The 12,826-nt window shown below is 39.8% G+C and carries 10 protein-coding genes; 2 read left to right on the forward strand and 8 right to left on the reverse strand.

Going from position 1 to position 12,826, the window contains the following annotated elements; genetic code table 11:
- Nucleotides 1-23: 23 nt before the first annotated feature.
- From CRI9333_RS00765 to CRI9333_RS00780, 4 genes are all read right to left on the reverse strand, one after another.
- Complete coding sequence (locus CRI9333_RS00765; protein WP_015201299.1) at nucleotides 24-1,058, reverse strand: DnaJ C-terminal domain-containing protein; 1,035 nt, start codon at nucleotides 1,056-1,058, stop codon at nucleotides 24-26.
- Nucleotides 1,059-1,251: 193 nt separating this feature from the next.
- Entirely contained in the window at nucleotides 1,252-1,818 is a 567-nt protein-coding gene (locus CRI9333_RS00770; RefSeq protein ID WP_015201300.1) for an AAA family ATPase, read from the reverse strand.
- Nucleotides 1,819-2,000: 182 nt separating this feature from the next.
- Nucleotides 2,001-3,290, reverse strand: coding sequence for a glucose-1-phosphate adenylyltransferase (locus CRI9333_RS00775; RefSeq protein WP_015201301.1), 1,290 nt, complete (start codon nucleotides 3,288-3,290; stop codon nucleotides 2,001-2,003).
- A 147-nt stretch (nucleotides 3,291-3,437) separates the two neighbouring features.
- The gene (locus tag CRI9333_RS00780) at nucleotides 3,438-3,617 is read right to left on the reverse strand and encodes a hypothetical protein (RefSeq protein ID WP_015201302.1); all 180 of its coding nucleotides are present in this window, start codon (nucleotides 3,615-3,617) and stop codon (nucleotides 3,438-3,440) included.
- Between the two features lie 326 nt (nucleotides 3,618-3,943).
- Here CRI9333_RS00780 and CRI9333_RS00785 point away from each other — a divergent pair, with 326 nt between their 5' ends.
- Nucleotides 3,944-6,493 carry a sigma 54-interacting transcriptional regulator gene (locus CRI9333_RS00785; RefSeq protein ID WP_015201303.1) on the forward strand — a complete coding sequence of 850 codons (2,550 nt, stop codon included), beginning with the start codon at nucleotides 3,944-3,946 and terminating at the stop codon, nucleotides 6,491-6,493.
- Nucleotides 6,494-6,498: 5 nt separating this feature from the next.
- Here the strand turns inward: CRI9333_RS00785 and CRI9333_RS00790 are convergent, their stop codons facing one another.
- Together CRI9333_RS00790 and CRI9333_RS00795 are read right to left on the reverse strand one after the other, a co-directional pair.
- Nucleotides 6,499-7,041: a hypothetical protein gene (locus CRI9333_RS00790; RefSeq protein ID WP_015201304.1), complete on the reverse strand. Its 543-nt coding sequence runs from the start codon at nucleotides 7,039-7,041 to the stop codon at nucleotides 6,499-6,501.
- Nucleotides 7,042-7,214: 173 nt separating this feature from the next.
- Nucleotides 7,215-7,754 (reverse strand): hypothetical protein, encoded by a 540-nt coding sequence (locus CRI9333_RS00795; protein ID WP_015201305.1) that lies wholly within the window; start codon nucleotides 7,752-7,754, stop codon nucleotides 7,215-7,217.
- A gap of 219 nt (nucleotides 7,755-7,973) precedes the next feature.
- Here CRI9333_RS00795 and CRI9333_RS00800 point away from each other — a divergent pair, with 219 nt between their 5' ends.
- On the forward strand, nucleotides 7,974-10,475 hold the full coding sequence (locus tag CRI9333_RS00800) for a single-stranded-DNA-specific exonuclease RecJ (protein ID WP_015201306.1): 2,502 nt from the start codon (nucleotides 7,974-7,976) through the stop codon (nucleotides 10,473-10,475).
- 28 nt (nucleotides 10,476-10,503) lie between these two features.
- Here the strand turns inward: CRI9333_RS00800 and CRI9333_RS00805 are convergent, their stop codons facing one another.
- Both CRI9333_RS00805 and CRI9333_RS00810 read right to left on the reverse strand, forming a co-directional pair.
- Nucleotides 10,504-11,352 (reverse strand): tetratricopeptide repeat protein, encoded by an 849-nt coding sequence (locus tag CRI9333_RS00805; RefSeq protein WP_015201307.1) that lies wholly within the window; start codon nucleotides 11,350-11,352, stop codon nucleotides 10,504-10,506.
- A gap of 320 nt (nucleotides 11,353-11,672) precedes the next feature.
- Nucleotides 11,673-12,602, reverse strand: coding sequence for a hypothetical protein (locus tag CRI9333_RS00810; protein ID WP_015201308.1), 930 nt, complete (start codon nucleotides 12,600-12,602; stop codon nucleotides 11,673-11,675).
- Nucleotides 12,603-12,826 lie beyond the last annotated feature (224 nt).

Genomic DNA, 12,826 nt, shown 5'->3' on the forward strand with positions numbered 1-12,826 from the left:
TGTGTAATTTTTAAAACTGATGTCTAGAGTCGCACTTGTGGCAAATTACTGCGTGGGTTAAAACTACGGTTAGCACGGATTTTTTCGTAGTACTCCCGCTCAATTGGGCTGATTTCTTTGGGTGTAATGATGGCAATTCGCACCAGTTGGTCGCCACGTTCACCTTTGGGCTTTGCCCAACCTTTGCCGCGTAGACGTAAAGATTGACCTGAACGCACGCCCGCAGGTACGTTGACTGTAACTGTGCCATCGGGGGTTGGTACTTCAATTTGCGCCCCCAATACAGCTTCATCGGGTGTGACAGGCACTTCGCAGACTAAGTTATCTCCCTCAAATTGGAAAAATGAGTGTGGCTGAAGTTCTACATTTAAATATAAATCGCCCCGTTGCTGGTTGTAAGGGTTAAGTTGACCTTTTCCACGTACGCGAATGCGGCTGCCTTGTTTAGCACCAGGGGGAATGCGAAATTCAATTACTTCAGTCCCGATACTTACACGCTTTTGGACACCATGAAAAGCTTCTGACAAGCTAAGGTTAATAGTTGCTTCTCTGTCAGCACCAGAAGCAGTAGTTGTACGGTTGTCAAAGCCTGAAACATCATTGAAGCCATCAAAGCCGCTAAAACCACTTGAACCCGTCGAAGTTCGATAGTTATAGGTGCGACCTCCAGCATTAGCACCGCCTGGACTAGCGCCAGCAGTACCGAAACGACCAAGCAATTCGTTAATAAATTCATCAAAATTGCTGTACTGGCTAAAGTCGAAGCCACCAACATCTACATTTGTACCTGCACCACCTGACCAAGGCGACCCACCTTGTCCAGCTTGTCTCCAGTATTGACCAAACTGGTCATATGTCTTGCGCTTTTCTGGATCAGATAAAACTTCATAAGCTTCGCTGACTTCTTTAAAGCTTGCTTCCGCTTGTTTGTTACCTGGGTTCATATCAGGGTGATATTTACGTGCTAAACGCCGATAACTTTTCTTAATTTCATCGGCACTAGCGGTTTTGCTCACACTTAGAATTGAGTAATAGTCTTTAAAGTCTGTTGCTGCCATTGCTCTAGCGTCTCCTGTACTCTTAAGATTTAGTTTAGATTTTTGCGCTAATGTTGCCCTGATGGTGAGAAAGCTCACAAACACGATGGGGCATCAGGGATATTTGAAATGATTAATGCACTCGAATTGCTAGTCTCAATATTTAGATTTAAACTTTTTTACTTCAAGTTTAGGGTATCAAAAAAGTCAAGTACTATAAGTGCGGTTCTTGCTCATAAGTGCGATCGCAATTTCCGTACTTGCGAAACCCCGTATCAATAATAATCCCAGGATATACATTTGTATTAAAGCGAATTAAGCGATCCATCCCTTCAGATAAAGCAGGGGGAACATCATAGAGTTGTCGATACATATGCCAAATCACATCTTCTGGTACTTGCCTAGAACGGCGCTGGTTACGCTCTAGACACACTTGTACTGGCGTGTCTACCCATAAGCCTGTAATTTGGGTAAACCCACACTCACGCGCTAATGTAATGACTTCCCGCCGTTGTTTGCGACTAGCATTGGTAGCATCATAAATCGCTTGGGAAGCGTGTTTAAGCGAAATTTGCTCAACTGCTCGCCGAAATTGTCGCGTAACCTGATTCCAAACTAATACCCAAGATCCTTGAATGCTTTCATCTCCAAACAACTGAGCGCGAATAGCATCTGTGGAAATTAGCTTACTTTGAAGTAGTTCGTCTCCTAGAAGCAACTGTTGTGCCAATGTAGATTTACCACTACCAGGAAGCCCAATCAGCATAATCAGTCTTACCATCTCAATAATCAAACTTACGCATTTGATTTATTTAATGAGTGCTTTTCTTGAGGTGTCATAAATATTTTTTTTCTGCTATTTATTAACTTACAATCCATTCTTTACAAAAAAAATGAGCAAGAAATTTTAGATTAAAAATTCAAGATTAACAATCCTAAATCTTTAATCTAAAATACTCACTATTAGATTACCGTTCCATCTGGAATTACTGCGTTTTTCAATACCACAACAATGCCACTACGGATATAGAAACCTTCTGACTCACGTTCTGCTTCTTCTACTCTGTCTTTATTGACAATAGTTACGTTGCAACCAATACGAGCATTTTTGTCAATAATTGCCCGACGAATTGTCGTGTTAGCACCAATTCCCAAGGAAATTACGCTATTTTCAGAATTAGATTGACGTTCACCAAAAGGTTCGTAGAAGTCGGAACCCATCAGCAAAGAATCTTCAATTACACAACCTTCTTCAACACGCGATCGCACACCCAAAACCGAATGATGAATACGGCATTTTTTCAAAATACAGCCTTCTCCAATCATTGATTCAGTTACGTGAGTATCAAGTAACTTTGTAGGTGGTAGATAACGTGAGCGAGTATAAATTGGCGCTTTCTCATCGTAGAAACTGAATGCGGGTTGCGGTTGCTGCGTCAGTGCCAAATTAGATTCATAGAAAGACTCAATTGTTCCAATATCTTCCCAGTAATCATCAAATAAGTAAGCTTGAACATTATGGTCAGCAGAAGCTGCTGGGATAATTTCCTTACCAAAATCTGTTTGGTCTAGAGAGCGTTTCAACAGTTTGATTAGCACGTCTTTTTTAAAGACATAAATCCCCATTGAAGCGATGTAAGGAAATTCCTTTGCCTTATCTGGTGTCAACCCCAAAATACTTGTATCCACCTGCATTTTGGTTAAAGCTTCCCCTTTTGGCTTTTCGCTGAAATCAACTACTCGACCATTAGCATCAATCTTCATTAAGCCAAAATCCGAGGCGCGTTTTTCATTCATTGGCACTACGGAGAGGGTGATATCTGCATTGGTATCACGGTGACGTTGGACAAACTGGCGGTAGTCCATGCGGTATAAATGGTCACCAGACAAAATTAGATACTCATCAACGTCCCAGTCTTCTAACAGATGGATATATTGACGCACAGCATCGGCAGTACCCTGAAACCAGTTTGGATTTTCTGGAGTTTGCTGGGCGGCTAACACTTCTACAAACCCTTCCGTAAAACCAGAAAAGTTGTATGCGCGGGCAATATGGCGATTGAGAGATGCCGAGTTGAATTGCGTCAGAACGTAGATTTTGAAAATCTCTGAGTTGATGCAGTTGCTTACGGGAACATCAATTAAGCGGTATTTACCTGCCAGTGGCACAGCAGGTTTAGCCCGTAGCTTGGTTAAGGGGTAAAGGCGAGTGCCTGCGCCACCTCCGAGAATAATACTTAAAACTCTCTTCACAAAAAACCTCTCAAAACTGCCAATAAACTCCCAAGTCCAGTGTGGAACTGTGGGGGGCAGTTGGCAAGGGGGGAAGGCAGGATGTGGTCAATTTTGGTAGAGGACGGGCAGGGGAAGCAGAGCGGCACAGAGGCAGAGGAAGCGAAATTAAATATGTAAGATCCGATTTTCGGTTTGTAAGAATGTGACAAAATCAGCACGAATCGGTTCTAGGCTTAATTCAGTTCTCAATACCTTGATGTTTTGCGGTTCTTCGGTTAGCAACCAACGCGCAAAAGCGCGGGTATATTTTTCAGCTAATATCTTACAAATATTGTCAAAGCTCACAGGTTTATCCTAATTAATAGGATAATTATTATTATAAATTTTAAGTAGTAAATCACAATTTAATTTGTGCATTAACATTTTGTTAAACGTACCTTTCTTTATTATTAAGCTACAAGACAAGTGCGATCGCACTTCTGACTTTTATTTACTACTCTTACTAAAAAAAATAGCAGCCAAGACAATTAAACCCAACAGTGCAAAGGGAACCCAGAGATCGACAACTTCTGACATCGTAGTTTTGTTTATCCTAGTAATGAAATTTTATAATTAGTAATTTTTATCCATAACCATTAGAATGTAAAGCATATTTTATGGGAGTGCCAAAAATGACAACTCCAAACGCAGTTTGGCTACGGGAGCGAACCGCGCTAGGCGTGCTACCTGAAAAGGTATTGGAAGCGATCGCCACCGTCATCTCTGACCAAGCAGTGGCAGCTAACCAGCGCTTAGTGGTAGAGAATACGCCCCCAGCAGGGTTATATATCCTTTTAGAAGGAAAATTAGAAGGCGATCGCACTAATCAAACAGGTTCAGCATGGGTGATTAGTTTTCTCACTGGAGCCACTATCAACTTACAAGAGTTATTATTAGGGCAAACAAGCCAGAGAACAATTGTCACCTTATCTGAGTGCCAATTTTGGTTTATTCCCGCCGCTAAATTTCAGGAATTAATAGATCACTATCCTGAAATTACACAAGCTTTATCACAACAAGTAGCTCAAGAACTTGCTCAATTATCCTCTCAGCTTACTTATGAGCAAGAACGTCAAACTGCCTTACGCCCCTATTTAATCAATAAGGCAAAACGCGGCATTGTTGGTAAAAGTCGTTATGCTACCCGCCTACGACAGCAAATTAGACAAGCAGATGATGACAGAAAATCTGTTTTAATTTTCGGTGAACCAGGACTAGAAAAAGATAACACCGCCACTCTAATTCACTTTAGTTCCTCATATCGGCGAGAACCGATGATTAAACTAAATTGTAGTGCTTTGCAAACAAGTGGTGCTGATTTATTTGGTCGTGCAAACGGTAAACCAGGACTACTGGAATGGTTAGGAGAAGGAACTTTACTACTTAATAATATTCAGGAATTACCCCCAGAATTAACACCTAAACTCGCTAAATTACTCCAAACAGGAACCTACACCCCTGTAAACCGCCCTGAAGAACCAGCCGCACAAGCTCTTAATTGTCGAGCGCGTATTATTATGATTGGGGAAAAACATTTACCTACGCTGGAGCGTTGTGTAGGTCATGTAATTAAAGTCCCACCTTTGCGAGTGCGAAAAGCTGATATTAAATCTCAAGTTGATTATTATATTAGTTTGTTTTGTCGCGCTAAAGGACTTTCTAAACCCACAGTTACGCCAGAAGCTTTAAGACAATTACAATCTTATGATTTTCCTGGCAATCTAAGGGAATTAGAAAATTTAGTAGAACGAGCGCTGGTACAATCTACTGGTGCTTCACAATTAACCGAAGAAATCTTTTGGTCAGCACAACCTAATAAACAGCTATTTCGTGTCAATTTATTAAATTCCCATCCAGGTTTACGGCGATTTTTGCGTAGTGAATGGTGGCCAGACAGAATTAATTATGGCTTTACTTTATGGTTTTTCCCTATTGTTATAGGAATTTTATTTTTTGCTCCTCAACAACGCTCGGAAAATTTTGCATTAAATCTATTTTGGGCTTGGTGGTGGCCTTTAATATTACTTAGTTTTCCCTTTGTTGGGCGGTTATGGTGTTCTGTTTGCCCGTTTATGATTTATGGGGAAGTAACACAAAAGTTTTCTTTGTGGCTGTTTCCACGGCAACTCAAGCGTTGGCCCAGAGAATCTGCCGAAAAGTGGGGAGGATGGTTTTTATTTGGTTTATTTGTCCTAATTTTTTTATGGGAAGAACTTTGGCATTTAGAAAATACCGCTTATCTTTCTGCTTGCTTACTTTTATTAATTACTGCGGGGGCAATGATTTTTTCGGCAATTTTTGAGCGCAGGTTTTGGTGTAGATATTTATGTCCGATTGGGGGAATGAATGGGCTATTTGCAAAGCTTTCGATGATTGAGTTAAGAGCGCAACAAGGCACTTGTTCTGCTGAATGTACGACTTATCAATGTTATAAAGGTGGCGCTCAAAAAGGGGAAGGTTTAGAGACAGGGGGATGTCCTGTATATTCTCACCCAGCGCAGTTAGAAGATAACCGAGATTGTGTATTGTGCATGACTTGTTTAAAAGCTTGTCCGCACCGTTCAGTTGAGCTAAATTTGCGTCCTCCAGGTATTGAATTATGGACAACTCATGTAGCCCGAAGTTATGAAGTTGCTTTGTTAATGTTGCTATTCGGTGGGGTGTTTCTGCACCGTTTACCCCAGTTAGAATATTGGTTAGGATTGAATTTAGATTTAAATCAATTTTGGAATCATCTGGGATTATCTTTAGTAGCTTTAATTATTCCAGCTAGTATCAGCTTACTTGCTTATGGTGGAATATGGCTCTTGCAGTTGGGCAATGAAAAGTTAACCTGGCATATTCCCAAAAACCGCCAATTTGTTGAGTTGGCTTATGGATATTTACCATTGGTTTTAGGTGCAAATCTAGCCCACTATTTAAAATTGGGTTTAGGAGAAGCAGGGCGCATTTTGCCTGTAACTATGGCAACGTTTGGTTTAAGTGGTCAAGGCTTATTTGTGTTGGTAGCACACCCTGCGGTCATTGCATTTTTGCAAGGAGCAACACTAATTTTTTCCGCGATATTAACGGTAATATTAACTCAAGAAATTGCGCGTCAGCAAGTGCGATCGCTCATTCCACAACATTTAGCTACATTGGTTTTAGGAGCTAGTTTATGGGCAATTATTGTTAACCAGTAATGCGATCAAGAGCAACCTTCTACAAACTGAAGTTCAGGCTGTTTTCCAGATCTAAACTGAGTAACACGCTTGCCATCAGTTTCAAACACTAGACCGAAGTTTTTATCCGACTTATCTTTGGGTACAAATGTTAAATAATGCCCCTTATCATTGTATGCGTGTCGAGAAACTTTAATCTGACCAGGATATAGCGCCTTAATTCTGGCTTCAGTGTCGCCAATACGTGCGCCACTAGCAGTAGAAATTCTGCCCTTTACCACATCTACTCTGGCGATACGACCTTTTGTTACCATAAAGGCAATATCTTTAGTCCCGTTTTGCAATAGATAGTAAGAACATTGATAATCTCCATAACGTTCACGAACTAAACTTGCACCAGCAGCTTTTGAAGCTTGGGCGACAGTCATTCCCACTTGCACAGACCCAATACCATTGATAAATACCTTTGATTGGTTGGTAATTTTAGGTGCTGCGCTGGCTGGAATATTTAAAGGAAATAGTGCGATCGCTCCAATTATAATAGTTAATAATTTGGATTTGTTAAACATGATCGAGATCCTATGAGTAGTAACTTAAGCTACAAAGCTTTTAACCCTCATTCCGCATATTACTTAATCACTAAACCACATCAAATATTTGTGTAGAGACGTACAATAGTACGTCTCTACACAGTACATAATATATAAGAGGAAAATTTGAAATGGTATAACCCCTGATATCTTCAAGAACAACCCTCTACAAACTGAAGTTCAGGTTGTTTTCCAGATCTATACTGAGTAACACGCTTACCATCAGTTTCAAACACTAGACCGAAGTTTTTATCAGATTTATCTTTGGGTACAAATGTTAAATAATGCCCATTAGTGTATTTATGTGGAGAAACTTGAATCTGTCCAGCATATAACGCTTTAATTCGAGCTTCAGTATCACCAATACGTGCGCCACTAGCAGTAGAAATACGTCCCTTTAACACATCTACTCTGGCGATGCGACCGTTTGTTACCATGAAGGCAATATCTTTTGTGCCGTTTTGCAAATTATAGTAAGAACATTGGGGTTCTATAGAACCTGAAGAAACTAACTTTGTCCCAGCAGCTTTTGAAGCTTGGGCGACAGTCATTCCCACTTGCACAGACCCAATACCATTAATCAATACTTTTGATTGGTTGGTAATTTTAGGCGCTGCGTTTGCTGGAATATTTAAAGAGAATAGGGCAATTGATCCAATTATAATGGTTAATAATTTTGATTTGTTAAGCATGGTCGAGTTCCTATGAGTAGTAACTTAAACTATAAACTGTTTCATCTTCATTCCGCACATTAAACATTTACATAAAAAGCTAATTGCTAAAAGCTAACCGCTAACCGCTATATCACTAGCAACTTGCGGTTAAATCTCGCTAAAATGCAAGAATGCTGATAGTTAATTCTCAAATCAACAACTTACACACGGGCAAGTGGTAACGGATTTTAAAATAAGATGCCTGACCAACTACAATGGCAAATTGAGCAGCTAATTCAACCCCCTGCTACCTTCATTATAGCAGTTAAACGTCATGCACCTGGATTAGATGGACGTTACGCAGCACAATTATTATGGCAACGCGGAATTAGAGATACTGAAAAACTGGCAGGATATTTAAATCCAAACTCATATCAACCTGCAAGTCCGTTTGAATTTGGGCAGGAAATGCACTTTTGCGTGGAAAGATTGCAACAAGCGCGTCAAGCAGGCGAAGTAGTTGCGATTTGGGGGGACTTTGACGCAGATGGAATTACATCAACTAGCGTTTTGTGGGAAGGACTAGGACAATTTTTTACTAAAAATCAGCAGCTACGATACTATATTCCTAATCGCCTGACAGAATCTCACGGACTGAACAATTCAGGAATTGATCAACTTGCGAAAGCTGGAACTACTTTAATTATTACTTGTGATACGGGCAGTACAAATATTAGTGAAATCGAGTATGCCCAACAATTAGGGATTGATGTTATTGTTACAGACCACCATACTCTACCACCAGAACGCCCGCCTGTAGTAGCAATTATTAACCCCCGCTATTTACCAACAAATCACCCTCTGTTTAATCTTTCTGGTGTTGCTGTTGCTTATAAGGTGGTGGAAGCACTTTATGAAACTTTGCCTGATGTTCCGCAACAACCAGTTGAAAATTTATTAGATTTAGTAGCTATTGGTTTAATTGCTGATTTAGTACAACTAAGTGGTGATTGTCGCTATTTAGCACAAAAAGGTATTGAACGTTTACAACAGCAAACTAAACAACCAACTCGTCCAGGTGTGGCGAAGCTATTAGAATTATGCCAGAGAAGTGGCGATCGCCCCACAGATATTTCCTTTGGTCTTGGTCCTAGAATTAATGCTGTTAGTCGTATCCAAGGTGATGCTTCTTTTTGTGTTGAATTACTTACCAGTAAAAATAAACAGCGTTGTGAACAACTTGCGCTAGAAACCGAATTAGCTAACGCCCGTCGCAAGTCTTTACAAAAAGATGTTACTCAGCAAGTAAAAGATAAGTTATCTCAACTCGACTTATCAACCACCAGTGTAATTGTTCTTGTAGATTCCCAATGGTCTAGCGGTGTTTTAGGTTTAGTTGCTGGTCAAGTCGCCCAGGAATACGGCAGACCTACGATTATATTAAGTACAGAAAGTGATAATAATTTTAGTGAAAAAGTGGAGCAGGGGAGCAGAGGAGATTTAGATAATAATCACTCGCCCCAACCTACGCCCCATGTTAACACTCCTCACGCTTCAAACCTTACACCTGACTCTTCACTCCTCACCCCTCACCCCTCACCCCTCACCCCTTTAGCTAGAGGTTCGGCGCGTTCTGTAAATAATATTGATTTATATCAGTTAGTGCGATCGCAAGCACATTTATTACATCGCTTCGGTGGTCATCCTTTTGCTGCTGGCTTAAGTATTCCTATTGAAAATATTCCTTTATTTACAGAAGCAATTAATCAACAGTTACGGCAGCTAAGTCTTGCTTCTGGCGCGTTAATGATGCCAGTAATTCAAGCAGATTTAACTGTAACCGTAGCGGAGTTAGGTAAAGAATTATTTAGGGAATTAAAACTGCTAGAACCTTGTGGTATGGGAAATCCTGTTCCAAAGCTATTAATTAAAAATTGCTCGTTTAAAAATGTTTGGAATCGTAATACTCAGGATGCGAAAGGCAAAAAAATTCAATATATTAAAACTGACTTTGAAATAGTAGATCTCACCACCGATAAAGGTTTTCCTGGTTTGTGGTGGGGACACTATAAAGATGAAGTACCCACAGGAAGATGTGATGCTATTGTGGAACTTGATTATAATAACTACAAACAACGTCCAGAAGTGCGCTTAATTGCTGTACGTCCTACTGTCGAGGATCGTCAATTTAGCACCAATGTACAGTTAGATTGGATTTTAGACTGGCGCAACCTTAGCGATGAAGAAAAATCTATTAATACACAGTCTACATCAGCACTTAGTCATCAATCTTCAGCATTAATTCTTGAAGAATGTCCTACTCGCTGGGATGACTTACAAGTATGGTTGCGACGGGCAATTCAAACTAATAATAAACTAGCGATCGCATATCCACAACCCGAACAACTACCCGCTAATAAAATTTGGGAACAATTAGTAGGAATTGCTAAATACCTTAGTCGCACAGGTAAAACAGTAACTTTAGATCAAATTCAGGATAAGTTAGGAGTGAGCGATCGCGCCCTTCAGCTAGGACTCCGTACCCTTACACAGCTTGGTTTTCAGATTACTACATTCGACAACCATATCCAAATCATTTGGTCATCTGACAGCTATTTCCACCATACAGAAGATCAACTTACTAGCGCAAGCGAGCAATTTTTAGCAGCAGTAGCCGAAGAACAATTTTATCAACGTTACTTCTATGTTGTTCCCCTGACTACTATTCAATCTATGGCTCGTGAAACTGTTTATAGGTAAGCTTTTTTATCACATCTTCTGCTACCCATCATTCGCCGATTTCTTTTTGGGAAAGTAGTACTCGCTCAAGCCCTTTACTAGCTTCTAAAAAATTCGGCTCAATTTCAATTGCTTCCTCGTAGGATTTGATTGCTTCATCGTAGCGTTGTAATAGCTCTTGTGCCTTACCTAAAGAATACCAAAATAAACGTTCATTAGGCTTGCTTTGAAGAGCTTTATTGCAGATGATGACAGCTTGCTCATAGCTCTCTAGTCCTAGAAAACAATCGGATAGTACATACAAACATTCATGGAGAGCATCGCGTTCGTAATCACTAATGTCAGTCGTAGCAACCCTATTACCTAAACCCATCGCTATTGCTTCACACAACCTGATAGCTTCTGGCTGTTGTTGCAATTGCTGAAGGTTATTAACTCGTTCGCACCAATCCCAATAGTTAGTAATATTAATCAGAACTGCTTGGCAATACGAGTTTACTGCTTCCGAATATTGTTCTAATTTGAGCAGTGCATCACCTAAAAAATACCAACCCTCATAGTCAGTAGGCTGTATTTGTATAAAATTTTTATACGCGGCAACGGCTTGATCGTAACGGTGTATTTTTGTTAATAACAAACCTCCTCGACGATACCAAGCATAGGGATGGTTGGGAGCCAGACGAATAACTTGATCGTAATTGGCAAGTGCTTGCTCGTAGCGCCCTAATTTCTCTAAGCTATATCCCAAGTAATACCAAGCATCAACATAATCAGGTTTAAGCTGAACTGCTTTAGTGTAGGCAGCAAGTGATTGTGCGTGCTGGTCTTGATTCCATAGCTCATAGCCTTGTCGAAACAGAAGCGTCGCTTGGTCGTCAACCATAAGAGATTGAGGCATAAATGAAGTATCAATATTATGGCGTTGAGCTAACTGTCAAACCTGCTCCGCTAGAGTCGGTGTGTTGTTAATTAATTATAAACTTTAACCTTTGAAGGAGTAATCTACTTTTGACATAAACTGCTCCAACTCAAACGGCTCAGAATTAACAGCAGCTTTTTTCCTCCTACTTATTCTATTTTAAACAAAAATTATTAGCTCAATATTAGCGGTCACTTTTACCAACAGGTTTTGAACACACCCTGATTACATGGACGGAGAATGAGGGACGGTTGAAGATTCAACTATAAAATAAGATTTTCAAACTCAACCTCAGCGAATTATATGGTAGTTTGGTTTAATTTTTTATGATAGTCTTTCCATAGCTTCTCGTTCCATAAAACAGAATCTTTTTGAGATTGAGATAGATGGCTATTGAGTTGGATTAATTCATTAAGTGAAAAAGAAGATTTACAATAATAGGGATGTTTAGGTTTTTTAGAGGTGTAGTCGAAAAATATAGTTAATCTATCTGATGCTATAGGCAGTTTACCGCGATGAAAAATACTAGCTGTGTCAGCTAAAATTACAGTTCCAGCAGAACCAACACAGGATTTCCATTGGGATTGAGGTACAACTTGTTCCATTACCTTATCTTGGATGCCGTCATAGTTGTGGTTAATCGCTCCACATATTGTATGCGTTAAAGATCTAGGAATATATTGAAATGGTCCATCATCATGACCCACGTCTTTTAAGTAAATAATAATTTTAAGCATCCGCCAATCTTCCTTGTCTAGATGCCATAGTCTTGTCCTGCTTTGTAAGCCATTGGCTAAATCTCTACGCAGATATAAGCCCTGATAGGCAACGGGAAGACCTAAATAATTCTCAATAATATTCAGCAGTCTATCTTCAAGACCCCACAAAAATATGGATGGGTATTTTATCATTTCATCGGAAGTTGCATGAATCACGGATTCACTTGGATTCTTTACTGGAGTGGCAATAAGTTTGGGTAATAGCTGTTGAGAAGCCTGCAATACTTCGGATGTAGAGGGAATTGCCATATCTGCTAAAGATGCAACACAAATTTTTTCCTCTTTGAGAGCATTAACAATAGCAGAATCAGCAGCAGAGATTTTCGGCAAATGGCTAGCATATTTTTTTATAGACTCCTGATGAGCTTGTTCGGCAGGAACTCGAAAGCATTCAATTTGCGAAAACTCTTTTACTATTTTATTAAGTACGCGCTTTAGGATTGGTGCCATTTTGATCACTAACACTCTTTTACTATTTGAATCTGAAGAAGGTTGCTGAAATTAATGGGAGGTTCCGCCGCACCTAGCTGATCCATACCCACGGTTTATTTATCTAATTTTCTAGAAGGCTACTACTTTTTATATGGTCTGAACTAGCTCTTAAGGTTTAATTGTTAAAAGCTGTATTTATGTATCCATACATACATAAAAATAAATTATATCATATTTTTTTA

It is taken from the genome of Crinalium epipsammum PCC 9333 (genome assembly GCF_000317495.1).
GTDB lineage: Bacteria > Cyanobacteriota > Cyanobacteriia > Cyanobacteriales > PCC-9333 > Crinalium > Crinalium epipsammum.

Excerpts from the sequence above, each read along its gene's own strand:
- CRI9333_RS00810 (WP_015201308.1), bottom strand. The coding sequence starts at position 12,602 with ATGGCACCAATCCTAAAGCGCGTACTTAATAAAATAGTAAAAGAGTTT.
- CRI9333_RS00765 (WP_015201299.1), bottom strand. The coding sequence starts at position 1,058 with ATGGCAGCAACAGACTTTAAAGACTATTACTCAATTCTAAGTGTGAGC.
- CRI9333_RS00800 (WP_015201306.1), top strand. The coding sequence starts at position 7,974 with ATGCCTGACCAACTACAATGGCAAATTGAGCAGCTAATTCAACCCCCT.
- CRI9333_RS00790 (WP_015201304.1), bottom strand. The coding sequence starts at position 7,041 with ATGTTTAACAAATCCAAATTATTAACTATTATAATTGGAGCGATCGCA.
- CRI9333_RS00785 (WP_015201303.1), top strand. The coding sequence starts at position 3,944 with ATGACAACTCCAAACGCAGTTTGGCTACGGGAGCGAACCGCGCTAGGC.
- CRI9333_RS00795 (WP_015201305.1), bottom strand. The coding sequence starts at position 7,754 with ATGCTTAACAAATCAAAATTATTAACCATTATAATTGGATCAATTGCC.
- CRI9333_RS00805 (WP_015201307.1), bottom strand. The coding sequence starts at position 11,352 with ATGCCTCAATCTCTTATGGTTGACGACCAAGCGACGCTTCTGTTTCGA.
- CRI9333_RS00770 (WP_015201300.1), bottom strand. The coding sequence starts at position 1,818 with ATGGTAAGACTGATTATGCTGATTGGGCTTCCTGGTAGTGGTAAATCT.